A 21,810-nucleotide genomic window follows, 5' to 3' on the forward strand; every position below is an offset into this window, starting at 1 on the left:
GCCGCGATCACCTACTAAAAAGCCCGCGTCACGCGGGCTTTTTTATTGGTCCGCCGGAACGGAACGCACCCGCCAGGCACTTCCGCCCCTCAACACGGCAAAAAGGCGATCGATGTTGGGGTGCTTGCCAGGGTGGAGTAGGGCATCCTCGCCATGCTCCGCGTAGATATCCACCCCCTCCTGGGCGGCCGTGGCATCTATGCAGCCATGCTTACCGCCAAGGTACGCATAGACCCGCACGGAGCCGGCACTGCCAGGCTTGTTCTCGATGACCTCGGCCTGGCCTTCAGGGCCCGTCAATTCCAGGCGGGCCAGATGGTCCACCGCCGGCAGAACCGCCAGCTTGTCGGCAAATTTCATGGCTGCATCAGAGGCGGTAGGCGGCCAGGGTCAGCACCTTGGAGGTAAGGCGCATGGCCTGCTTTACCGGCGTCGGCAATTCGGCGCCGCCATGGGCAATTGCGGTATCTGCGTGCTTGATCTCGTCGACCTTCATCTGTTCCACCACGGCCCGACTCTTGATGTCCTGGGGAGGCAACTTGTCCAGGTGGCTGTCCAGGTGGCCTTCCACCTGGCGCTCCGTCTCTGCCAGAAAACCCAGATTCCACTTGTCTCCCAGGGCGCCGGCCAAGGCCCCCAGGGCGAAGGAACCGGCATACCAGACGGGATTGAGGAAGCTCTTGTGGCTGCCCAGTTCATTGAGGCGCCTCTCGCACCACGCCAGGTGCTCGGTTTCCTCGTCCGCCGCCTCCAGCAGGGCACGCTGGGCCTCGGGATTGCGGGCGGTGAGGGCCTGGCCGGCGTAGAGGGCCTGGGCGCAGACCTCGCCACTGTGGTTGATGCGCATGAGGCCCGCGGCATGCTTCTTCTCTGTCTCGCTCAATTCCGCATCGGGCAGTTCCGCGTCCGGGTAGGGCCGGCGGCTCGATGCGCTGGCGAAGACCGTGCGCAGGGCCTTGTCGAATTGCAGGATGACTTGGTCAGGTGAAGGCAGCTTGGGCAGGGCGAGGGTCATGACCGATCCAATAGATGGGGTTGTCCGATTATAAGGGCTGACACCGTTCCGGGCCGAGAGGGACAAGCTGTGGTGTAATGCGCGCCCTTTCCCCTCCCCCAAGATCACCGTGCCCCTTGCCGATCTTGCCTATGCAATCCTGGTGCTGATGCTTGCCTACTTCGTGAGGGGCATCTCCGGCTTCGGCTCCGGTCTCATCGCCGTGCCCCTGCTGGCCCTGCGGTTTCCACTTCCCCAGGTTGTGCCCTTCATGCTGCTGGCGGACTTCTCCGCCTCGGCCATGATCGGCGGCATCCATTTTCAGCACGTGGCCAGGGGCGAGATCAAGCGACTCCTGCCCGGCTCCCTGGCGGGCGTGGCCCTGGGCACCACCCTGCTGGTCTCCTTGCCCGCAAACGCCCTGCTGTTCACCCTGGCGGCCTTCATCCTGGTGTTCGCTCTGCGCTTCCTGCTGCTGCGACCCGGGCCCTTCGCGCCAGCCTCACCCCTGTGGGCCTACCCCGCCGCCCTCACCGGCGGCGCCGTGGGTGGCATGTTCGGCACCGGCGGGCCACCCTATGTGATCTACCTGTCCCACCGCATCCAGGACAAGGGCATCCTGCGGGCCACCCTGTCGGGCCTGTTTTTCATGGAAGGTCTCATCCGCATCGCCACTTTCCTTATCGCCGGCCTGCTGGTGGACTGGCAGATTTGGCTGCACACGCTGCTTGCCCTGCCCATCGTCGTGGCCGCCCTCTACCTGGGCAGCCATATCCATACCCGCCTCAGCAACAGCCAGATGCAGCGCATGGTGGGCTGGCTTCTGTTGGGCAGCGCCGTCTCGGTACTGGTCAAAGCGATCCAATAGAGAGCCTATTTCTGGAATTGACTCATGTGCCCATCGCTGGCCGCCCGCCAGCAGGCATCCGGGTGCTGGCCCACCAGTTCCACGGCCTCGGCGTCAGCTTGCCCTCCCGGGCCTTGTCCCGCAGCAGGTCGAGAATCCGCAGAGGCGGGACGGAGGCACGATAGGGTCGGTTCTGGGCCATGGCCTGGAACACGTCCGCCACGGCGATGATCCGTGCCGGCTTGGGCAGGCCCTGGCCGGTTAGGGTATAGGGATACCCCCCATCCATCCAGGGGCTCGTGGTGATAGGCAGCCCAGGCGGCCACGTCCTCCAGCCCGGGTATGCGGCGCAGGATCTGGTAGGTCTCGAAACTGTGCCGGAGCATTACCGACAGTTCGTTCTCGTCCAGCGGTCCAGGCTTGTCCAGGATGTCGTCCGGTATCTGCCACTTGCCAAGGTCGTGCATCAAGCCGGCGATCTCCAGCCTTTCGCAATGTCTGCGTCCAGGCCGCCCAGTTCCCCCAAAAGCCGGGCCAACCTGGCCACCCCCAGGGAGTGGGCTGCGGCGAAGGCACTCTTGGCATCCACGATGTGGGCAAACAGCATGGCCATCTGACGCAGTTCGGCAAAACAGATCCGGCGCCGCTGTCCGGCGTGTGGCATCCCGCCCAGGAAGTTCTGGATGTGGCGGGGCTCCAGTACCAGCCAGAAGGCATCTGCGTGGGAGGCGGCCATGAAGCCTCCACCAGGTCCGGGGAACATGGCACCGCTCTCGGCGGCCAGTGTGCCGCGGATTTAATCCTTGAAACGCAGCAGGTCCGGTCCATAGTGGGGCGCTGCCAGGGCATCCACCCGATCCACCAGGAAGATCAGGTTGGCCTTTTGGGCCACGTCGGGGCCACGTCCATACGGGTGAAATCCTGCCAGTGGGTATGGTGGTAGAGCACGACCGGGGCCATTCTGGCCAGACGAGGCATGCCTTCCAGCAGGCCATAGCCCCGTTCGCAATGGCCCTGGGACCCCGCCCAGTCCATCTCTGCCACCAGATGCTGGTGCACCGCTGTGGAGGACAGGCCACAGGCATGCAGCAGGCCGGTGTCGAACAATTCCTCACGACCATCGTCTTTCATGCCGAGACAGCGGGCCACCTCCACTGCCATGAGCCCCACCCGCTTGCCATGGTAGAAGTCGTTCATGCCCACCAGGACCAGGGTGTCCGACAGGGCGTAGACCACCTGCCGCAGGTCCACTTCCACATCCATGGGAGTCCCCCTTCCTTCGATACCTCTTCATCGGCGTGGCACGGGGGTATTTGAGTTCGGCCGAGGAAAAGACAAGGCCGCCCGTAGGCGGCCTTGCTAGCGGCGCGCAGGGTCTGTTCAGGCCTTGTCGGCCTTCTTGGTGAACTCCAGCTTCTCCTTGATACGGGCAGACTTGCCGGAACGCTGGCGCAGGTAGTACAGCTTGGCGCGGCGCACGTCACCCCTGCGCTTCACCTCGACGGCGGCCACCAGGGGGGAATAGGTCTGGAAGGTACGTTCCACGCCCTCGCCGGCGGAAATCTTGCGCACGGTGAAAGCGGAGTTCAGGCCCCGGTTGCGCTTGGCGATCACCACGCCCTCGTAGGCCTGGAGACGCTCGCGGTTGCCTTCCTTCACCTTCACCTGGACCACCACGGTGTCGCCAGGGGCGAACGGGGGGATGGTCTTGCCGGCCGTCAGGCGGGCCATTTCTTCTTTTTCCAGCTGCTCGATCACGTTCATTTCGTTTTCCTTAACGATATGGGCACCAGAGGTATCCAGGGATACATGAAGCCGTTTCTGACATCCCGCTCACGCGGGTTCCTGCTTCACGACGCGCCCTTGGGCACGCCGTCCAATCCTGCATCCAGTTCCCGGAGCAGTTCCCGTTCCTGTTTGGAACAGGCCCGCCCTTCCATCAGGTCAGGCCGCCGCCTCCGCGTCCTGGCCAAGGCCTGCTTCAAGCGCCAACGGGCGATGGCGGCGTGGTCGCCGCCCCGCAACACCGCCGGCACCTCCAGCCCCAGGTAGACCTCGGGCCGGGTGTAGTGGGGGCAATCCAGCAGCCCGTCGGCAAAGGAGTCCTCCCTGGCCGAGTCCGCATGCCCGAGGGCACCCGGAATCTGGCGGATCACCGCGTCCAGCAACACCATGGCGGGCAGTTCCCCGCCGGACAGCACGTAGTCGCCAATGGACACTTCCTCCAGGCCATGGCGGGCGAACACGCGCTCGTCGATGCCTTCGTAGCGACCCGCCAGCAATGCCAGGGCCGGCTCCGCCGCCAGTTCCTCCACCAGGGCCTGGTCCAGCCTGCGCCCCTGGGGCGACAGGTAGATCAGCCGAGGCTTCGCGGCACCCTCTCTTCGCAACGCGGCCTTCACCGCCGTCAGGGCCAGGTCCAGGGGCTCCGCCAGCATCACCATGCCGGGTCCGCCGCCAAAGGGCCGGTCATCCACCGTCCGGTAGTTGTCCTGGGTGAAGTCCCGGGGGTCCCAGAACCTCAACCTGCACAACTCGTTGCGTACCGCCCGCCCGCTCACCCCCGATTGGGTCAGGGCCGCGAACATCTCCGGGAAAAGGGTGATGACGTGGTAGCTCGGCACCATGGCGCCCCGCACACTCAATCCTTATCCCAGTCGGCACCCCACTCCACCAGAATGCGCCGGCTTTCCCTGTCCACCTCGCGCACAAAGGCGTCCACGAAGGGGATCAGCCTTTCCCGTTCGCCCTCATTCGCATCAACCACGCGCAACACGTCGTGGGCGCCGGTTTCCAGCAGGCTCGCCACCTTGCCGAGAACCACGCCCTCGGTATTCACCACGTCCAGACCGATGAGGTCGTCCCAGTAGTACTCGTCCTCGTCGGGCTCCGGGAATTCCGCCCGGTCCACCGCCACGTCCAGACCCTTCAGGGCCTCTGAGGCGGTGCGATCATCCACGCCCTCCAACTGCACCAGCAGGGTCTGGCCGTGGACCTTGCCCTCCAGCACCCGGTATTCCCGCCAGCCCTTGTTGCGCCCCTCTTCGTGGCCCAGCCACCAGCGGTCATAGTCCAGCAGGCTGTCAGGGTATTCCGTGAAGGGTTGAACCTTGATCCAGCCCTTGACGGCATATGGGGCGGCCACCCGCCCCATCACCACCCGTTCGACCTGGTCAGGCAGCGGCTTGCTGGCCACGCACGATGCGGGCAACGGTGTCGGACACCTGGGCACCCACGCCCTGCCAATAGGACAGGCGGTCCTGGTTCACGCGCAGGCCTTCGGCATTGCCCTTGGCCAGGGGGTTGTAGAAGCCGATGCGCTCGATGAAACGGCCATCGCGGCGATTGCGGGAATCCGCCACAACAATGTTGTAGAAGGGATTCTTCTTGGAGCCGCCGCGGGCAAGACGAATGGTCACCATGGTGTTGCAGTCCTCTAGAAATCGGTTATCCGGACGCGAAACGCCGTTTCGCGCCCACGGAATTCGGAAAAGCCGTGCATTGTACGCCAACCGCGCAAGCAATCCAAGCCGTTGTTTTGCCTGGCGATAGGACAGTCCAGCCTGGCCCTCAGCGCATGCCGCCGGGCATCATGCCCTTCATGCCCCGCATCATCTTGGCCAGGCCGCCGCCCTTGCCCATCATCTTCATCATCTTCTGGGCCTGCTCGAACTGGTTCAGCAGACGGTTCACGTCCTGGACCTGGACCCCGGAGCCGGCGGCGATGCGGCGCTTGCGGCTGGCCTTGAGAATCTCGGGGCGACGGCGCTCCTCCGGCGTCATGCTATGGATGATGCCCTCGATGCGGCGCATCTCCTTCTCGCCCTTGGCCAGGTCCTCGGCACCGATCTTGCCCGCCCCCGGCAACTTGTCCACCAGGCTGCCCAGGCCACCCAGCTTCTTCATCTGCTGCATCTGGGAGAGGAAGTCATCCAGGTCGAAGCCCTTGCCGCTCTTGAGCTTCTGCACCGTCTTCATGGCCTCGGCCTGGTCGACGTTGCGCTGGGCCTCCTCGATGAGGGACAGCACGTCGCCCATGCCCAGCACCCGGCTGGCCATGCGCTCCGGGTGGAACACCTCGATGCCGCTGAGCTTCTCCCCCACACCCACCAGTTTCACCGGCTTGCCGGTGATGTGGCGCACGGACAGCGCCGCGCCACCCCGGGCATCGCCGTCCAGCTTGGTGAGGATCACCCCGCTGAGGGGCAGGGCGTCGCTGAAGGCCTTGGCGGTGTTCACCGCATCCTGGCCCTGCATGGCGTCCACCACGAACAGGGTCTCGATGGGGTTCAGCAGAGCGTGCAGTTCCTTGATTTCCGCCATCATGGCCTCGTCCACGTGCAGGCGGCCTGCGGTGTCGACAATGAGCACGTCGAACAGGTGCCGGCGGGCATGCTCCAGGGCGGCCCGGGCGATATCGGCAGGCTTCTGGTTGGCCGCGGAAGGAAAGAAATCCACACCGGCCTGGGACGCCACCACCTTCAACTGCTCGATGGCGGCGGGACGGTAGACGTCGCAGCTCACCACCAGGATCTTCTTCTTGCCCGCCTCCCGGATGATGCGGGTGAGCTTGCCAGTGGACGTGGTCTTGCCCGCACCCTGGAGGCCCGCCATGAGGAACACCGCCGGCGGCTGGGTGGCGAAGTTCAGGGGCGCGGCCTGCTCGCCCATCAGGTGGGTGAGCTCCTTGTGCACCACGCCGATGAGCTGCTGGCCAGGAGTCAGGCTCTGCAGCACCTCCTGCCCCATGGCACGTTCCTTGACCCGGGCGATGAAGTCCCGCACCACGGGCAGGGCCACGTCCGCCTCCAGCAGGGCGACGCGCACCTCCCGCAGGGCATCCTGGATATTGTCCTCGGTGAGGCGTCCCTGTCCGCGCAGGTTCTTCACGACCTTGGACAGGCGATTGGTCAGGTTGTCAAACATGATGGGCGTCGATTGGTTAGGGTGAGTAAAGGGCAGATACGCTAGACTTCCGGAGTCTAACAAACCCGAGGGCGCGAACAGCGCCGCAATCACTCAGGGACGCCATGCTCGAAACACTTTGCATCGCCGCCTATTTCGGCCTCGCCGCCTGGTTCTGGCCAGGCCTGCCCGGATGCTGCCGCACCGACTGGGTGCCCCGCCTGCTGCCCATCCTGCCACTGGTTCCCCACTTGCTCATCCTGCACAGGGACATGTTGGGAGCGGACGGCATCCATCTGGGATTCGCCATGTCCCTCTCCGCCATCGCCGCCCTCACGGTGCTCACCTACGCCACCGCCGCCTGGCGCTACCACCTGGCCGGGGTGCTGGGCTTCGTGCTGGCCTTCGCCGGCTTCAGCGTGGTGCTGCAGGTGATCATGCCCCTGGGCGCCCCAGTGTCCCACACGGACGCGCCCCTGTTCCGGGCCCACCTGCTGGTGGCCTTCTCCGCTTACAGCCTGCTCACCATCGCCGCCCTCCATGCCCTCCTCATCGCCCTGGCGGAAAAGCACCTGCACAAGGCCGTACCCCCCAAGGTACTTGCGGGCCTACCCCCCCTGCTGACCATGGAAAGGCTGCTGTTCCGGATGATCCAGGCGGGCTTCGCCCTGCTCACCCTCACCGTCATCTCCGGCATCGGCTTTTCCGAGGAGGTCTTCGGCAAGGCCATGACCTTGAACCACAAGACCGTGTTCGGCATCGCCGCCTGGCTCATCTTCGCCGCCCTGCTCCTTGGCAGGCGCATCTACGGCTGGCGCGGCCGCACCGCCATCTACTGGACCCTGGCCGGCTTTTTCAGCCTGCTGCTGGCCTACGAGGGCGTGAAGTTCGTCATGGAAGTCCTTTTGCAGCGCTGAAACCACCCTGACGACCCGAGGGCATTCCTTCGGTGATTTCCTTCATAGCCTTGCGAGCTATTACTTTTGTAATATTCCTTTCCTGAATAACACATAGAGCTCTCCACAACCGGATGAGCAGCAGGAAGGAAACAAATGTCCGGCAAGCATCAGGAAAACATCACTTCCGAGCAGGCCAGGGAACTGGCCATGCAGTCCATTGAACTGCTGTCGCGGCACGACCTGCCTCCCACCCCACTGCACTATGCCGTCGCATATGAGTATCTACTGGGCGGGCAACCGGACCTGAAGAATTTCCTCGACCATCATCTGGGCGATGGCAAGCCCCTGGATGCCATCCTGCTGCAGGACCTCTATGAAAAGCACCTGGCCTCGGTACAGCACAAGCAGTTCCAGGGCATGCGCAATGACCTGCATGACATCCTCCAGTCCCTGCTCCAGACCATCACGGAAACCAACGACAACAGCGAGGACTACCAACGGGAACTGGAAACCAGCCTGAAGCAGCTAGACGCCCAGCAGGACCAGGCCTCCCTGCAAAAGATCGCCTCGGACATGATTTCCGCCGCCATGTCCTCCCGGTTCCAGAATGGCAAGCTGCAGAGCCATCTCATGGAGGCCCGCAAGGAAACCGAGCAACTCAGGGAGGAACTGGAAGCCCAGCGCCAGGCGGCCATGGTGGACCCCCTCACTGGCCTGTTCAATCGCCGCGCCATGGACCATCACATGGAATTCCTCTGGGAGGAGGACCGGGACCTGTCCGTGCTGGTCATGGACATCGACCACTTCAAGCGCATCAACGACACCTATGGCCATGCCATCGGCGACATCGTCATCCGCAACGTGGCCGACGCGGTACGCAAGTGCATTCGCGGCGAGGACATCGCCATCCGCTTCGGCGGCGAGGAGTTCCTGGTGCTGCTGCCCAATACCGGGCTTGAAGGCGCCATCACCGTGGCGGAGTCCATCCGCAAGCGCATCGAGGCCCTGCGCCTGGTGCGCAAGAACGACAACTTCGCCCTGGATCCCTTCACCATCTCCCTTGGGGTGGCCAACCGTCGTGGAGATGACGATCGCGACAGCCTGTTCGAGCGGGCCGACAAGGCCCTCTACCACGCCAAGTCAAACGGGCGAAACCGGGTCATCCACGAGAACCACCCGCACTGAGCCGGGCAGGCAGCCCTCAGACGTATTCCTTCATCGCCCGGCGCCGGCCGGGCTTCTTCTTCATGATCACCACGCCCTTCACCACGGCCTCTATGCTGTCGATGGGAATGTTGGGGTAGAGAGGGTTCAGGGGCTTGAGCATCCAGCCCTCTTGGTGCTTCACCAACTGGCGGAAGATGTGCCTGTCCTCCTCCTTTTCGTCCTCCAGATAGGCGATGACGAAGGAACCGTCCCGGGCCACCCCTTCCGGCTCGATGACGATGATTTCACCCTCCTCGAACTCCGGCAGCATGGAGTCCCCCAGCACCATGAGGGCATAGGGCTCTCCGCTGGCGCAGGAGGAGGCCAGGGCTTCGCCTTCCATGGGCACCTCCGCCGCCGGCTTGACGGGGATGGGGAAGGGTTTGGGGATGGATTTCTCGGACATTACTTTCCTCGCATGAATAACTTGTCCAGGTCGGCCATGGTCAACTGGAACCAGGTGGGCCGGCCGTGGTTGCACTGTTCCGACCGCTCGGTGGCCTCCATGTCCCGCAACAGGGCGTTCATCTCGGGCAGGGTAAGGCGGCGGTTGGCCCGCACCGCACCATGGCAGGCCATGGTGGCCAACAACTCGTTGCGGCGCGCAGTCAGGGCAGCGGAAATACCGAATTCCCGCATGTCTTTCAACACCTCCCGCGCCAGGGTCTCTCCTTCCGCGTCCTGCAACAGGGTCGGCAAGGCGCGCACGGCCAGGTGGGTGGGCGAAACAGGGGCGATCTCGAAACCCAACGCAGCGAGGGCATCAGCCGCCTCCTCCGCGATGCCCACCTCCATGGCCGTGGCGGCGAACACGACGGGAATCAGCAGGGGCTGGCTCGCCACCTTGCGTAGATCCAGGGCTGTCTTCAGGCGTTCATAGACGATGCGTTCATGGGCGGCATGCATGTCCACCACCACCAGGCCCTTTTCGTTCTGGGCCAGCACATAGACCCCTGCCAACTGGGCCAGGGCATAGCCCAGGGGGGGCACCCGGCCCTGATTCTCCACATGGTCCGATGCGATGGCAGGCGCATGGGCCAGGGCCTCGGCCACCACCGCGTAGTAGGCTGCGGGTTCAGACGCCAATGGCATCCGAGTTTGATGGGCAGGCCAGTTCTGGTTCCTGGCTGAGGCGGTGCCGCCGAAACCGGGCATCGGCATGGGCGCTGGTTGGAGAGCCTCCGCATGGGACGGGGCGGCATCCACACTTCGGCCTCCCAAGGCCTGCTCCAGGGCATGGAAGACAAACTGGTGGATACCCCGGGATTCCCGGAAGCGCACCTCGGTCTTGGCCGGGTGCACGTTCACGTCCACCGCCTCGGGGGGCAGTTCCAGGAACAGCACGTAGGCGGGATGGCGGTCGTGATGCAACACGTCGCGATAGGCCTCCCGCACGGCATGGGTGAGCAGCTTGTCCCGCACGAAGCGGCCATTGACGAACAGGTACTGGGCATCCCGACCTGCACGGGAATAGGCCGGCAGGCTCGCCAGGCCAGACAAGCGCAGAGCACCCGAACTCTGATCCAGGGCGCGGGCGGCGGCGGAGAACTCCTCCCCCATCACGGCCAGGGCCCGGGCCTGCCAGTCAGCGGCGGCAAAGCGGCGCACCACCCGCCCGTTGTGGCCCAGGGTGAAGGCGCATTTCGGGTGGGCCAGGGCCAGGCGGCAGAACACGTCGTCGCAATGGCCGTATTCCGTGGCCGGGGTCTTGAGGAACTTGCGCCGGGCCGGGGTGTTGAAGAACAGGTCCCGCACCTCCACCACCGTGCCGACGCCCAGGGCGGCGGGCTCCGGACTTGTGACGCGTCCGTCCAGGGCCCCCAGCTTCCAGGCATGGGTAGCCTCTGCATTACGGCTGGTCAGGGTCAAACGGGAAACTGCGGCGATGCTGGCCAGTGCCTCGCCCCGGAAACCCAGGCTGGCCACCCGCTCCAGGTCATCCAGGCTGGCGATCTTGCTGGTGGCGTGGCGGGCCAGGGCCAGGGGCAGGTCATCGGGGACCATGCCGGCGCCGTCGTCGGCCACCCGAATCAGGCGGACGCCCCCCTCCTCCAGGTCCACGCGGATGTCCCGCGCCCCCGCGTCCAGGCTGTTCTCCAGCAGTTCCTTGAGGGCCGACGCAGGCCGCTCCACCACCTCCCCGGCAGCAATCTGGGAGATGAGGAGGTCGGGCAGGAGGCGGATTGCGGCGGCGGGCATGGCGGGCGAGTTTACCACCCGGCCCAGCCCTGCCCGGATGATGCTCAGTGCCTCACTTCATCATCATCTTCAGCATCATCTGCATCATGTCCAGGCGCTTCTCCATCTCGTCCAGGCGCTTGTCCACATCACAGCCGCAGCCGTCGCCATCACCCATGCGCTGGCACTTCTTGCCCATGCCGCCGGTGCCCATGCCCATGCCGGAACCCTTGCCGTCGCGGCGGTCGCAGTCCTTGCCCATGGGGCCCGTGCCGGGTCCCATACCCATCATGCCCGGGCCATTACCCGGCCCCTTCCCCATGCCGCCCCCCTGCATCATCATGCCGGGCCCTTTGCCGTCCCGCTTGTTGCACTTGCCACCGGGACCCATGCCTTGGGATTGCATCATGTCCTGCATCTTCTGCCGCATGGTTTGCATGTCATCCAGGGGCGCGGGAGATGCCTCCGTGGCAGGAGAGGCCTCCAGCTTGGGAGCCTCCTCTGCCAGGGCAACCGGGACCTGGAGCAGTGCCAGCAGGGAAAGGGCCAGGGTAGTGCGCTTCAGCATGTTCATGTCTCACTCCTATCGTGGAAACCCGCCAGGGATACCTGACTTCGGAATTGCGGGGTGGCTCAATTCGAGCGTCGGGAGCATCCAGCGGTTCCCCCGCCCGCGCAGTTTGTTTCAAGTCATCAGGCCCAGCAACTTGTCGAAGGCATCGGCGAACAGGTCCACGCCCTGGTCCTGGAGCCGCAGCCCCGCCTGTTCCATGTCTATGCCCTGTTCCGCCAGACGGTGGTAATGAGCCCGGGCCCCATCCAGTCCCTCCGCCACGCCGGCCCGCACCTTGCCGTGGTCCTTCAGGGCCGCCAGGGTCTTGTCCGGCAGGGTGTTGACGGTCTCCGGCCCTACAAGGGGCTCCACGTACAGCAGATCGCTGTAGGCCTGGTTCTTGGTGCCCGTACTGGCCCAAAGCAGGTATTGGGGGCGGGCACCCAGGGCCCTCAGGTCCGCGAATTCCGGGCCATGGAACAACTCCCGGTAGCGGGCATAGGCCAGCCGGGCCATGGCCACGGCGCTCCCGCCCCGCAGCGCCAGGGCCTCCGGCGTGCCGGTCTCTTCCAGGCGCTGGTCCACCAGGGTGTCCACCCGGCTGAGGAACAGGCTGGCCACCGCCTTGGCCCGGACTACGTCCTCTCCCCGCGCCAGGCGGGCACGCAGGCCCCGCAGGTAGGCCTGGTGGATGGCCTCCACCTGTCCCAGGGAAAACAGCAGGGTCACGTTCACGTTGATGCCCTCGGAGGTGAGGGTTTCAAAGGCCGCCACGCCGGCGGGAGTGGCGGGCACCTTCACCAGCAGGTTCGGCCGGGACACCAGGGCGGACAGGCGCCGGGCTTCGGCCACCGTTGCCTGCTGGTCATGGGCCCAGCGGGGCGCCACTTCCAGGCTCACATAGCCATCATTGCCGGCGGTGTGATCGAACTCCGGACGCATCAGGTCGCAGGCGGCCTGGATGTCCGGTACGGCCAGCCCCTCGTAACGCCGTTCCGGATCGGACTCAGCCGCTTTCAGGCGGGCCAGGTCGTCGGCGTAGTAGGGACTATCAGAGACCGCCTTTTGAAAGATGGAGGGATTGGACGTCACGCCGGACACGCCATCCTCGGCGATCCAGCGGGCCAGGGCGCCTTCCACTAGCAAGGTGCGGGAAAGGTTGTCGAGCCAGATGCTCTGGCCCAGGTTAACGGCTTGCCTGATCGGGTTCATGGTTCCACTCGTCGCTGTATCGGTGCTACCGGTATAGCAGCAGACTCCGGCTACCGGCCCCGGGTTCAATCCTTGGACTTAATCCTGCCGGTGCAGCCAGATGGCGAAAACAATGCCAAACCAGAACAGGGCCGTGAGGGCGGGCATGCCGGCGCACTGGTAGCCCAGCAGGAACAGGACCGACGGCATCAGGAACAGCAGGGCCCGCGCCGAGCCCCAGCGGTTCAGGACCCGGCGCCCTGCCTCGTGGGCGGCGGCCCGGGTGGGGTTGAGCCACACCGGCGCCAGCACCCCGGCGGCCCCGGTCACCAGGGGCATGAGGAAGGCCGGCAGGAAGAGGTCCAGGGGGCCCCGCTCCGTTTCGCCCTGCAAGAGGCCCGCCAGGGAGGCGGCATAGCCCAGCACGGCGACGAACAGCACCGGCTCCGCCCCGTGCAGGCCGAGGAGTCGGGCGCGGTGGAGACGCCACCAGGCCCAGGCCATGCGCCCCAGGGGCCAGGCCCAAAGGGCCACGCCCAGCCAGGTCAGGGGCAGCCAGGCGGCCTGGCCCAGGGCGATGGCCAGGGACCCCGCCGCTGCCCATTTCAGGTCCTGGCGCAGGCGTACGCCGGCCTGGGGGTCGGCCTGGCCGGCGGCGGTGGGCATGAGCACCTGGAGGGTGCCCACCGCCGTGAGACCCACGAAGCCGTACAGGTTCAGGTGCAGGTGGAAGGCCCGCAGCGCCGCGTGCCATGCGGGCATGAAGGGGATCAGCAAGGCCGCCGCCAGGGCCAGGCCCAGGCAGGCCATGGCCGCCACGTACCAGTCCAGGCCGGGGTGGGGCCGTCCCAGGGCCTGGCGACCCTTGCCCAGCATCCAGGCGATCATGGCCGCCGAGCTCCCCAGGGCCAGCAGGGCTGCCAGGGCAATCCACAGGTAGTCCAGCCAGCCCCCCAGCACCGTCACCGCCAGCAGCCCCGCCGCCAGCATCAGCAGGGGCAGGCGCGCCATCCACTTGCCCGCGCCGCGCGAACGGCACAGCACGGGCACGAAATGCTGCATGGCGGCGGTGATGAGGGTCATCACCCCCAGGGCCAGGGCGATGTGGGCCCAGAAGGCGGGGGCGGCGGCGAAGGCCTTGGGCAGGGCCTGGCCCGCCAGCAGGGCGATGAGGGTGGCGGCGATGAGGGCGATGAGCATGGACGCCATGATCCCATGCCCGCACCGACTCTCATTTGATCGAAGTCAGTCCGGAGACCCGCGCAGAGAAGCTGCCGTTACAGGCCACCCGATGACGTCGGGCCATCAAACATCTGGCAAAGCCCCCCCCAATTGCTATCAATGGAGAGGGAGGTCCGTTTATCCAATTAATTAACCAATATGGTGACTGATGCGAGAGCGTTAATCAGCATTCAAGCGGCAACTGAAGCACACGGAGGTTGCTATGAAAAAGTCCCACTTGCTTATTCCCACCGCATTGATACTTGGCCTGGCGGCCACGGCTTACGGAGCAGACGCCAGCATTGAAGCGCTCCAGACCGAGGTAACGGTGACGAAGACCAAGGCCGATGCCATGACCAGCAGAGTTCAGTCGCTGGAGGGCGGATTGCCTGCGGAGCGGGCTGCGCGAGAGGCAGCCGATGCCCAACTGCAAACATTGATAAATGAATTGGCGCTGACACCTGGACCCATGGGCCCCCCTGGACCGCAAGGCCCTCCCGGACCACAAGGGCCCCAAGGGCTACAAGGCCCGCCCGGGCCGGTAGGCGCGGTCGGACCTGAAGGTCCCCCCGGACCAATCGGTGCTCCCGGACCAATAGGCGCACCCGGACCCGCGGGGCCCCAGGGAGTTCAAGGAGAAATGGGGCCGATGGGGCCGGCGGGCCCGGCCGGCCCTGGGGGCGGATCGGTCTTTGTCCGCTGGGGTAACGCAAGCGCGCCCAATGGCACCACGCTGGTCTACAGTGGCAGAACCCATAACGGGATGTACGCATTTGGTGGAAGTGGCACGCCCCTATGTCTTGCTCCGGGAGACCCGGGCCCCCACACAGAAGCTGATGGTGCCAATTTGGACCTCGTGGCGCCGGTCGTCTTGAACACACAAGACCACGAGGCAGACATTCAGACACTTTATCCCGATAACAGTCTGTTGAATTGCGCCGTTGCCCTGGCACCAGGGCCCACGACGCTCATGTGGGGGAGTTGGAACGCACCCAGCACGGATTGGAGCGTCTTGTATACGGGTTATGTCTTCGGAGGCATATACGACAAGGCAAACTCCACCGAGCGGGTCTGCATCGACGCTGGCCAGTTTGATGGCAGTTATCAAACAGGATGGTATGGCGCCTTGTATGTCATGAGCATCCTCTCGGATGGCGTGAACACTGGCCACCTCATCAAATGTGCCGTCATCATGAAAAACCCGTGACACGCATTTCCCGTTACTTTCCCGTTACTCGCGGGAGAAACGCACATCCCCTCTGTGCCCGTAAGAGGGGATGTTTTTGGGCCCCTCCCTGCTGGATATCCACCCCTCCCGGCTGCTTCCTTCGTGACGAGGCTCTCAGCGCTTGTAGATCTCCACCTTCCTGGCCCGCAGGCGGTAGCCCGAGTCCCCCATGTCGGTCTTGGAGGTGGCCAGTTCCAGGATGCCGCTCACCCATACGGCGTCCATGTCCTCCTTGGCCTTGTAGGGCTTGTCGGCGACGACGTGGATGATCTGGTTGGCCGGCGGCGGCGGCACGTGGATGCAGGCGCCGAAATAAGGCACCAGCAGGAATTCCTTCACCTCCCGCTTGCCCCACTCCAGGGGCACCATGAAACCGGCGATGCGGATGGCCTGGCCGTTCATGGCCGGGTTGGAAGGCGCCTCGTTCCACATGCGCTTGAGCTTCTCCATGGCCTCCATGGCCTTGGGGTCCGAGTCCTTCAACTTGTCCAGATTCAGCCCGGTGATGACCTTCATGGGGTCCCAGGACTTGGGCAGCAGGTCGTCCCAGTTGACATCTCTGTAGGTCGTGGCCTTGTCCCCGGCGGCGGGGGCCAGGCGGTCCCCCACCTTGTAGTCCGCCGCCACCGCCGGCAGGGCCAGCAACGCGAACACCGTCATCACCATACGCAAGTCAAACACGATCCGTCTTCCTTATGAACATGAATGGCGCGGCCACCAGCACCAGGGCCACGACGATGGCGGCCCCCGCCGGCAGGTCCCAAAGAGCCGATGCGGCCAGACCGAGAACATACCCCGCGGTACCCATGACATAGGCGCGGACCAGGCGTTCCCCGGCGGCCAGGGCCGGCACGATGAGGCTGGCGAACACCAGGTAAACCCCCACCACCTGCACCGAGGCGGTGATGGCCAGGGCGAAGAGCAGGTAGAAGCCCAGGGGGGACCGGCGCAGGCCACTGAACCAGGCCGCCAGCACTCCGGCCGTGACCAGGGCCAGGGTCGGCAGGTCGCCCCAGCCGGTCCACAGGATCTGGCCCACCAGCATCTCCCGAAGTTGTTCGCCGCCGTGGGGATCGTGGGCCAGCAGCAGGATGGCCAGGGACGACACCAGCACGAAGGCCACGCCGATGACGGCCTCCTGCCGCCGGGGCCAGTGCTGTTCGCTGAAGTGCAGCAGCAGGGCCCCCAGCCCCGCCAGCCCCAGGGCGGCGGCCTGGACCTGCCAGCCCGCCTCCCATTCCAGGAAGTGGGCCAGGATCACCCCCAGGCCGGCGAACTGGGCGATGGCGATGTCGATGAAGATGATGCCCCGCTCCAGCACCCTCAGCCCCAAGGGCACGTGGCTGGCCAGCACCATCAGGCCCGCCACCATGGCCGGCAGCAGGATGGACCATTCCAGGGTTGCGTTCATGGCACGCTCATTTGACGATCGCCAGCAGCCGGTCCAGCAGGGCGTCCATCCACGCGAACAAACTGTCCGTCCCAGGCGCGGCCCCCACGGTATGGGGCAACTCCACCACAGGCACCCCGGCCCGTTCCGACAGCCACCGGCTGGCCCGGGGCGACTGGTAGTTGGTGTGGGCCACCAACCGCACCGGTTGTTGCCGCAGCCGGTTCAGCACCTCGCCCAGCCAGGCCACGGAAGGCTCCACGCCGGGCTTGGGTTCCAGGGTCACCACCACCTTCATGTCCAGCCAGTGGGCCAGATAGACCCAGTCCTTGTGGTGGGTGGCCAGGGGCACGCCCCCCAGGGGCACGGCCCGTTCCTGCCAGCGGGCCAGGGCCGCCTGCCAGCGCTGCTGGAAGCCCCGGTGGCGGGCGGCGTAATGGGCGGCGTTCTCCTTGTCCAACTGGGCCAGGCGGGCGGCCAGGGCCTCCGCCAGCCGGGAGATGTTGCGGGGGTCCAGGTGCAGGTGGGGGTTGCCGGCGGCGTGCACGTCCCCCATGGAACGGTCCACCCGGGCCGGCCTGTCCAGCAGGGCGACGAAGGCCGCCGCCTCGAAGTGGCCCGGCGTTCCGGGCTGGATGCGGGCGTTGCCGGATTCCCGCTGCAGCACGGGCAACCAGCCCGCCTCCAGTTCGGCGCCGGTGCAGACCAGCAGGTCGGCGTTGCGGGCCCGGGCGATGAGGCTGGGCCGGGCCTCGATGCGGTGGGGGTCCTGGTAGGCCGTGGTGGCCAAGGCCACGCTGGCCTGGTCCCCCGCCAGTTCCTTCACCAGGGCGGCCCATTCCGGCTCGCAGGCCAGGACCTTCAGGTCGGCCCGGGCAGGCATGGCGACCAATGCCGTCCAGCAGATCAGCAGGGTGAGTAGTCCGCGCATCGCGTGCCCCCTCAGAACTTGTGGGCGCCGTGGGGGCCCAGACTATGGAGATATTGCAGGGTGAACTGGTTGTCGGTGAGACCCTGTTCCGCCTTGTCCCGGGCGAACTGCAGGCGCAGGCGCGAAAACTCGCTGGGGTTGTAGTCCACCATGAGGCTGTGGCGCTGGGGCGTGAAGCCCGGCTGGGACAGCACGCCGGCAAAGCCCCCACCGAAGTTCACCGAGCCCTCGCTCAGGCGGTCGTAGCGGTAGCCCACCCGCCACTCGGGGTGGAACTGGTAGACCCCCTGGGCATACCAGCCCGACTGGCGGGCCCGGTAGGTGTCGGCGATGCCGCCGGGGGGGCAGAGGCCGCCGTCGGCGCTGTTGTCCTCGCATGTCAGGTCGCCGTCCTCGCTGCGCCGAACATACTCCGCCTGAAACTTGAAGTTCTCGTACTTGGGATTGCCGCCGGGGGCCCATTTCCAGACGAAGTCGGCAATCCAGTACTTGCTGCGGCCGGAAAACAGGCTTTCGGCCTCCACACCGTTGTCGTCCATCCAGTGGCCCTCGCGGCCGTCGGCCTTGGCCCGCAGCCAGGACAGGCCGGCGCGCCAGGAATGGCTGTCACCCAGGTCGTCGCCCAGGTGGGCATAGACGGCATGGCTGCCCAGGCCGTTGCGATCGCTCCAATCCGCCCCCTGGCCGGCCTCCAGGCCGATCTCCAGGAACAGGGGCGTGGGCGCCACCCACTTCAACTGCAGGCCATCCTGGCCGTAGTGCTCCCCCAGCATGGCGGCGTAGGCCAGGTTCTGGTTGGCGAAATCCCAGACATGGGGATGCTGCTCGTTGATGTAGCCGATGCCCGACAGATAGCGGCCGGCCTTGAGGGTGAAGCCGTTGCCCAGGGCCGTGGTCCGCACCCAGGCCTCCTCCGCCTCCACTTCACCATCGGCGAAGGCGAAGTTGGCGTAGCCCTGGAAATACGGATCGATGCCGGCGGAGAGGATCAACTCGGTCTCGTCCACGGAAAAGCCCTTGGCATTGCCGTGGGCGTGGCCGGCAGGCAGGAAGCCGGTGATATGGCCCTCCCCCCTGGCGTGGTGGTAGCGGCCTTGCAGGACCAGGGAAACCCCCGGGTTCATGCTGGCGGCGGCGGCTTCTGCCGCTGGGGCGGCCAGGGAAGCGACAGGGGCCGCTTCCTGCTTGGCCAGGCGGGCCTCCATCTCCTTCAGGCGAGCCTCATAGGCGGTCTGGATGTCCTTCAGCTTGGCGTCGAACTCGGCGCGCAAGGCGGCCAGGTCCGCGTCGGTGGCGGCCAGGACGGGCAGGGGCGAAACAGGCAGGGCGGCCGCCAGGGCGACGGCCAGGAGTCTGGGCTTGAACATGGTGAATCCTCGAATAAAAACAACAACAATCCGCGCGGGGCGCGGTCATGGCGAGGGAATTACCAGCTCAGAGGGGAGGTGCGCGGCTGAGGTAAAGGGGCCGGAAGGAAAGAAATGTGGCTACGGGCGCATCGGCCTGGAAATGGAAAACCGCGGCCGGAGGCACCCAGGCCTCGGGTGTGCTGGCCACACCGGCCCCCAGGGGAGCATAGGCCATGCAGAGTTCGCAAGCCAGCTTGTGCTCCAGGCCCTCGTCTTCCTGCTCGAAGCCATGGCTGATGCCATGGGCCAGGGCCCCGGACTGGGCCAGCAGGAACAGGAAAAGGAGAACGAGCCGTCGAAACATGGCGTGCATATTAGAGCCTATTTCATCAGGCTCTTACACACGGGGCGTCAGGCCGTCGGCCAGGGACAGGTGATAGGCCCGCCAGCCGGGCAGCAGGCTGGCCAGGGTACCCACCAGCACCACCCAGCCCAGCAGTGCCAATTCCTCACCGCCGGGCAGGGCCACGGACAGGGCCAGGCCGTAATGGGCCTGGACCCAGGGGCCGAAGGCCGCCGACAGGACGGCCAGCATCACCACGCCCGTCACCGCCCCCGCCAGGGTGACGGCGGCGCCTTCAAAGGCCAGCAGGGCGAACAGGTCCCGGGGCCGGGCGCCCACGGAACGCAGGATGGCCAGCTCCCGCCGCCGCTCCCCCAGTCCCGCCAGCACCACGGCCACCAGGCCGGCGAAACTCACCGCCAGCACCAGGGCGGAGACGGCCAGCAGGGCCTTTTCCGCCACGGCCATCATGTCCCACAGTTGGGACAGGGCCACACCGGGCAGCACGCCCATGATGGCCTCGTCCCGGAAATTGGCCACGTAGCGCTGCATGACGAACACGCCCGCCCGGGTCTTCAGGCCCACCAGCACGGCGGTGACGGCCCTGGGCGCCAGGTCGAACTTCCGCACCAGCTCCGGCGGAATGGCCAGGCCCGGCATGGGCGCTCCGCCCTGCCAGTCCAGGTGGATGGCCTCCAGGGCTTCGAGGGAAACGTGCACGGTGCGATCTACGGGCGTACCCGTGGGGGCCAGGATGCCCACCACGGTGAAGGGCTTGTCGCCATGCTCCGCCAGACCATGAGCCTCCATGCCGTGGGCCAGGGTGATGCGGTCCGCCAGCTTGTAGCCCAGGCGCCGGGCCACCTCCGCGCCCAGCACGGCGTCGAAGACACCTGCAAACGGCTTGCCCTGGGCCAGGGACAGGAACTGCTTGTCGCCGTAGCGGAAGTGCACGAAATAGGCCCCCGTGGTGCCCAGCACCGGGAAGCCGTGGTGGGAGTCACCCAGGGAGATGGGGATGGTCCAGGCCACGGCTGGATGGGCAGCCAGGGCCTGGGCGCTGTCCCAGCCCATGTTGTTGGTGGCCTCGCCGATGCGGAACACGGTGTAGAGCAGCAACTGGATGGGGCTGGCGCGGGCGCCGACGATGAGGTCCGTGCCGGACACCGCCTGGGCGAAGCTGTCCCGGGCATCCTGGCGCAGGCGCTCGATGCCCAGCAGCAGGGTCACGGACAGGGCGATGGCAATGAGGGTCAGCACCAGGGTGTAGCGCCGGTTCCAGGCGCTGCGCAGGGCCAGGGGGAGAAGGTGGCTCATGCGGCCTCCTCTTCTGCCCGATTCAGCTCATCCATGTGTACCTGCCGGGGGAAGCCCTCCGCTAGGCGTTGGTCATGGCTGACGAACAGCAGGGCCGCGTGGGCCGCCGCACATTCCCGCCGCAGCAGTTCCAGGAAGGCCGCCTGCCGGGCCGCGTCCAGGGCCGAGGTGGGTTCGTCGGCGATGACGATCTCCGGCCGGCCGATGAGGGCCCGGGCCGCCGCCACCCTCTGCTGCTGGCCCACGGACAGCTGGGTGGCGGGCCGGCGCCACAGGTCTTCCGCCAGGTCCAGATGTTTGAGCAATGTCGCGGCGGCCTGCTTCGCATTCCCCGCCCGCTCCCGGCGACGTTTGGAAAAGCGGCAGGGCAGCAGCACGTTGTCCAGCACCGACAGGTAAGGAATCAGGTTGAACTGCTGGAAGAGGAGGCCGATGTGGTCCACCCGGAAGCGGTCCCGGGCGGCGGCGGTGAGACTGGACAACTCCTGCCCCATGGCTTCGATTCGGCCCCGCTGGGGCACCAGCACCCCGGCCACCAGGTTCAGCAGGGTACTCTTGCCGCTGCCGCTCTCGCCGTGGATGAACACCTGCTCGTCCGCCGCCACCCGGAACTCGGCCATATCCAGGCAGGACCGCTTCTGGCCCGGCCAGCGGAACTGCAGGTTTTCCAGGAGAAGCAGCGGTGCGGTCATGTCCCCTAGCTTAACAAGAGGACGCTACCAACTCAGGAAGCGCATCCTGGTGGTCAGGCGGGCGGCGGACTGGCCCCTGCCGCTTACCACCTGGGCATCGACGCGGCGCATGCCGGGAAAGGCGTCGCTGAGCCGCACCTCCATGCCCGTGAGCTTGCCGGGGTGGGCGCAGGTGAAGCGGAAATCGGCATCCAGGTCGCCATGTTCATCGTAGTCGCCAGCAGTCGGATTGGCCTCCAGGATTGCAGCCTCCACCTCCACGGATACCAGCTTGCATCCGGCCGCCGCCGTGGGCGCGAACAACCTGCCGCCCTGCTCCAGGCTCTGGCGCATGCGGGCCACCACCGCCCGCTCCTTGTCGCTGCGGGGCGCGTGCTCGAAACCCAGCAAGGCCTCCAGGGGCGATTCCAGATGCAAGTCGATTTGCCCCCCCTCCACCGCCACTTCCAGCTTGGCCACACCGTGGACGTGGGCATGGTGTTCATGACCATGGCCATGGGCCGCGAAAGCGGGGGTGGCGAGGCAAAGCATCAACAGACAGGCGGACTTGAAAGCGTGCATCGGTC

24 protein-coding genes and 1 pseudogene are annotated in these 21,810 nt (G+C 66.1%); 4 read left to right on the forward strand and 21 right to left on the reverse strand.

The genetic code is table 11. The features are described from left to right. Positions 1 to 42: 42 nt before the first annotated feature. A complete protein-coding gene (locus H6935_15990) occupies positions 43 to 360 on the reverse strand; it encodes a DUF2322 family protein (GenBank protein MCP5279835.1) in 318 nt (105 codons plus the stop codon). 7 nt (positions 361 to 367) lie between these two features. After that, a complete protein-coding gene (gene coq7 / locus H6935_15995) occupies positions 368 to 994 on the reverse strand; it encodes a 2-polyprenyl-3-methyl-6-methoxy-1,4-benzoquinone monooxygenase (GenBank protein ID MCP5279836.1) in 627 nt (208 codons plus the stop codon). 169 nt (positions 995 to 1,163) lie between these two features. On the opposite strand from coq7, the gene H6935_16000 reads away from it, so the two are divergent. Beyond that, positions 1,164 to 1,862 carry a sulfite exporter TauE/SafE family protein gene (locus tag H6935_16000; protein MCP5279837.1) on the forward strand — a complete coding sequence of 233 codons (699 nt, stop codon included), beginning with the start codon at positions 1,164 to 1,166 and terminating at the stop codon, positions 1,860 to 1,862. A gap of 5 nt (positions 1,863 to 1,867) precedes the next feature. On the opposite strand, the pseudogene H6935_16005 reads toward H6935_16000, so the two are convergent. The 6 genes and pseudogenes from H6935_16005 to ffh all read right to left on the reverse strand — a co-directional run bounded on the left by H6935_16005 (position 1,868) and on the right by ffh (position 6,767). Further along, a pseudogene (locus H6935_16005) lies at positions 1,868 to 3,104 on the reverse strand (HD domain-containing protein). A 117-nt stretch (positions 3,105 to 3,221) separates the two neighbouring features. Next, complete coding sequence (gene rplS / locus H6935_16010) at positions 3,222 to 3,605, reverse strand: 50S ribosomal protein L19 (GenBank protein ID MCP5279838.1); 384 nt, start codon at positions 3,603 to 3,605, stop codon at positions 3,222 to 3,224. Between the two features lie 86 nt (positions 3,606 to 3,691). After that, a complete protein-coding gene (gene trmD, locus H6935_16015) occupies positions 3,692 to 4,468 on the reverse strand; it encodes a tRNA (guanosine(37)-N1)-methyltransferase TrmD (protein ID MCP5279839.1) in 777 nt (258 codons plus the stop codon). Positions 4,469 to 4,482: 14 nt separating this feature from the next. Next, the gene (gene rimM, locus H6935_16020) at positions 4,483 to 5,022 is read right to left on the reverse strand and encodes a ribosome maturation factor RimM (GenBank protein MCP5279840.1); all 540 of its coding nucleotides are present in this window, start codon (positions 5,020 to 5,022) and stop codon (positions 4,483 to 4,485) included. After that, entirely contained in the window at positions 5,015 to 5,263 is a 249-nt protein-coding gene (rpsP, locus tag H6935_16025; GenBank protein MCP5279841.1) for a 30S ribosomal protein S16, read from the reverse strand. The genes rimM and rpsP overlap by 8 nt, the downstream gene beginning before the upstream one ends. A 148-nt stretch (positions 5,264 to 5,411) precedes the next feature. After that, positions 5,412 to 6,767, reverse strand: coding sequence for a signal recognition particle protein (gene ffh / locus H6935_16030; protein ID MCP5279842.1), 1,356 nt, complete (start codon positions 6,765 to 6,767; stop codon positions 5,412 to 5,414). A 104-nt stretch (positions 6,768 to 6,871) separates the two neighbouring features. Here ffh and ccsA point away from each other — a divergent pair, with 104 nt between their 5' ends. Next, positions 6,872 to 7,663, forward strand: a complete 792-nt coding sequence (ccsA, locus tag H6935_16035) for a cytochrome c biogenesis protein CcsA (protein MCP5279843.1) — start codon at positions 6,872 to 6,874, stop codon at positions 7,661 to 7,663. Positions 7,664 to 7,798: 135 nt separating this feature from the next. Next, positions 7,799 to 8,830 carry a diguanylate cyclase gene (locus tag H6935_16040; protein MCP5279844.1) on the forward strand — a complete coding sequence of 344 codons (1,032 nt, stop codon included), beginning with the start codon at positions 7,799 to 7,801 and terminating at the stop codon, positions 8,828 to 8,830. A 16-nt stretch (positions 8,831 to 8,846) separates the two neighbouring features. Here the strand turns inward: H6935_16040 and H6935_16045 are convergent, their stop codons facing one another. From H6935_16045 to H6935_16065, 5 genes are all read right to left on the reverse strand, one after another. Beyond that, a complete protein-coding gene (locus tag H6935_16045) occupies positions 8,847 to 9,257 on the reverse strand; it encodes a S24 family peptidase (protein MCP5279845.1) in 411 nt (136 codons plus the stop codon). After that, complete coding sequence (gene mutL, locus H6935_16050; protein MCP5279846.1) at positions 9,257 to 11,050, reverse strand: DNA mismatch repair endonuclease MutL; 1,794 nt, start codon at positions 11,048 to 11,050, stop codon at positions 9,257 to 9,259. Before mutL ends, H6935_16045 begins: the two co-directional genes overlap by 1 nt. A gap of 52 nt (positions 11,051 to 11,102) precedes the next feature. Beyond that, positions 11,103 to 11,603 (reverse strand): hypothetical protein, encoded by a 501-nt coding sequence (locus H6935_16055; protein MCP5279847.1) that lies wholly within the window; start codon positions 11,601 to 11,603, stop codon positions 11,103 to 11,105. 111 nt (positions 11,604 to 11,714) lie between these two features. Further along, positions 11,715 to 12,794, reverse strand: coding sequence for a transaldolase (gene tal, locus H6935_16060; protein MCP5279848.1), 1,080 nt, complete (start codon positions 12,792 to 12,794; stop codon positions 11,715 to 11,717). Positions 12,795 to 12,872: 78 nt separating this feature from the next. Next, complete coding sequence (locus H6935_16065) at positions 12,873 to 13,982, reverse strand: hypothetical protein (protein ID MCP5279849.1); 1,110 nt, start codon at positions 13,980 to 13,982, stop codon at positions 12,873 to 12,875. 235 nt (positions 13,983 to 14,217) lie between these two features. Between H6935_16065 and H6935_16070 the strand changes: the two genes are divergently transcribed. Next, positions 14,218 to 15,201 (forward strand): hypothetical protein, encoded by a 984-nt coding sequence (locus tag H6935_16070; protein MCP5279850.1) that lies wholly within the window; start codon positions 14,218 to 14,220, stop codon positions 15,199 to 15,201. 135 nt (positions 15,202 to 15,336) lie between these two features. On the opposite strand, the gene H6935_16075 is transcribed toward H6935_16070, so the two are convergent. The 8 genes from H6935_16075 to H6935_16110 form a co-directional block, all read right to left on the reverse strand. Then, positions 15,337 to 15,888, reverse strand: a complete 552-nt coding sequence (locus tag H6935_16075; protein MCP5279851.1) for a DUF3299 domain-containing protein — start codon at positions 15,886 to 15,888, stop codon at positions 15,337 to 15,339. Positions 15,889 to 15,895: 7 nt separating this feature from the next. Continuing rightward, on the reverse strand, positions 15,896 to 16,633 hold the full coding sequence (locus tag H6935_16080) for a metal ABC transporter permease (GenBank protein MCP5279852.1): 738 nt from the start codon (positions 16,631 to 16,633) through the stop codon (positions 15,896 to 15,898). A 7-nt stretch (positions 16,634 to 16,640) separates the two neighbouring features. Then, the gene (locus H6935_16085; GenBank protein MCP5279853.1) at positions 16,641 to 17,543 is read right to left on the reverse strand and encodes a zinc ABC transporter substrate-binding protein; all 903 of its coding nucleotides are present in this window, start codon (positions 17,541 to 17,543) and stop codon (positions 16,641 to 16,643) included. An 11-nt stretch (positions 17,544 to 17,554) separates the two neighbouring features. Further along, a complete protein-coding gene (locus tag H6935_16090; protein ID MCP5279854.1) occupies positions 17,555 to 18,910 on the reverse strand; it encodes a TonB-dependent receptor in 1,356 nt (451 codons plus the stop codon). Positions 18,911 to 18,977: 67 nt separating this feature from the next. Then, positions 18,978 to 19,256, reverse strand: a complete 279-nt coding sequence (locus tag H6935_16095) for a hypothetical protein (protein ID MCP5279855.1) — start codon at positions 19,254 to 19,256, stop codon at positions 18,978 to 18,980. A 33-nt stretch (positions 19,257 to 19,289) separates the two neighbouring features. Then, complete coding sequence (locus H6935_16100) at positions 19,290 to 20,552, reverse strand: ABC transporter permease (GenBank protein MCP5279856.1); 1,263 nt, start codon at positions 20,550 to 20,552, stop codon at positions 19,290 to 19,292. After that, positions 20,549 to 21,244, reverse strand: coding sequence for an ABC transporter ATP-binding protein (locus tag H6935_16105; protein MCP5279857.1), 696 nt, complete (start codon positions 21,242 to 21,244; stop codon positions 20,549 to 20,551). The genes H6935_16100 and H6935_16105 overlap by 4 nt, the downstream gene beginning before the upstream one ends. A gap of 24 nt (positions 21,245 to 21,268) precedes the next feature. After that, on the reverse strand, positions 21,269 to 21,805 hold the full coding sequence (locus H6935_16110) for a DUF2796 domain-containing protein (protein MCP5279858.1): 537 nt from the start codon (positions 21,803 to 21,805) through the stop codon (positions 21,269 to 21,271). Positions 21,806 to 21,810: the final 5 nt, after the last annotated feature.

It is taken from the genome of Thiobacillus sp., assembly GCA_024235835.1.
Classification (GTDB): Bacteria; Pseudomonadota; Gammaproteobacteria; order Burkholderiales; family Thiobacillaceae; genus PFJX01.

Coding starts and splice junctions, on each gene's coding strand:
- H6935_15990 (MCP5279835.1), bottom strand. CDS start 360: ATGAAATTTGCCGACAAGCTGGCGGTTCTGCCGGCGGTGGACCATCTG.
- H6935_16000 (MCP5279837.1), top strand. CDS start 1,164: ATGCTTGCCTACTTCGTGAGGGGCATCTCCGGCTTCGGCTCCGGTCTC.
- rplS (MCP5279838.1), bottom strand. CDS start 3,605: ATGAACGTGATCGAGCAGCTGGAAAAAGAAGAAATGGCCCGCCTGACG.
- trmD (MCP5279839.1), bottom strand. CDS start 4,468: ATGGTGCCGAGCTACCACGTCATCACCCTTTTCCCGGAGATGTTCGCG.
- rpsP (MCP5279841.1), bottom strand. CDS start 5,263: ATGGTGACCATTCGTCTTGCCCGCGGCGGCTCCAAGAAGAATCCCTTC.
- ffh (MCP5279842.1), bottom strand. CDS start 6,767: ATGTTTGACAACCTGACCAATCGCCTGTCCAAGGTCGTGAAGAACCTG.
- ccsA (MCP5279843.1), top strand. CDS start 6,872: ATGCTCGAAACACTTTGCATCGCCGCCTATTTCGGCCTCGCCGCCTGG.
- H6935_16040 (MCP5279844.1), top strand. CDS start 7,799: ATGTCCGGCAAGCATCAGGAAAACATCACTTCCGAGCAGGCCAGGGAA.
- H6935_16045 (MCP5279845.1), bottom strand. CDS start 9,257: ATGTCCGAGAAATCCATCCCCAAACCCTTCCCCATCCCCGTCAAGCCG.
- mutL (MCP5279846.1), bottom strand. CDS start 11,050: ATGCCCGCCGCCGCAATCCGCCTCCTGCCCGACCTCCTCATCTCCCAG.
- H6935_16055 (MCP5279847.1), bottom strand. CDS start 11,603: ATGAACATGCTGAAGCGCACTACCCTGGCCCTTTCCCTGCTGGCACTG.
- tal (MCP5279848.1), bottom strand. CDS start 12,794: ATGAACCCGATCAGGCAAGCCGTTAACCTGGGCCAGAGCATCTGGCTC.
- H6935_16065 (MCP5279849.1), bottom strand. CDS start 13,982: ATGGCGTCCATGCTCATCGCCCTCATCGCCGCCACCCTCATCGCCCTG.
- H6935_16070 (MCP5279850.1), top strand. CDS start 14,218: ATGAAAAAGTCCCACTTGCTTATTCCCACCGCATTGATACTTGGCCTG.
- H6935_16075 (MCP5279851.1), bottom strand. CDS start 15,888: ATGGTGATGACGGTGTTCGCGTTGCTGGCCCTGCCGGCGGTGGCGGCG.
- H6935_16080 (MCP5279852.1), bottom strand. CDS start 16,633: ATGAACGCAACCCTGGAATGGTCCATCCTGCTGCCGGCCATGGTGGCG.
- H6935_16085 (MCP5279853.1), bottom strand. CDS start 17,543: ATGCGCGGACTACTCACCCTGCTGATCTGCTGGACGGCATTGGTCGCC.
- H6935_16090 (MCP5279854.1), bottom strand. CDS start 18,910: ATGTTCAAGCCCAGACTCCTGGCCGTCGCCCTGGCGGCCGCCCTGCCT.
- H6935_16095 (MCP5279855.1), bottom strand. CDS start 19,256: ATGTTTCGACGGCTCGTTCTCCTTTTCCTGTTCCTGCTGGCCCAGTCC.
- H6935_16100 (MCP5279856.1), bottom strand. CDS start 20,552: ATGAGCCACCTTCTCCCCCTGGCCCTGCGCAGCGCCTGGAACCGGCGC.
- H6935_16105 (MCP5279857.1), bottom strand. CDS start 21,244: ATGACCGCACCGCTGCTTCTCCTGGAAAACCTGCAGTTCCGCTGGCCG.
- H6935_16110 (MCP5279858.1), bottom strand. CDS start 21,805: ATGCACGCTTTCAAGTCCGCCTGTCTGTTGATGCTTTGCCTCGCCACC.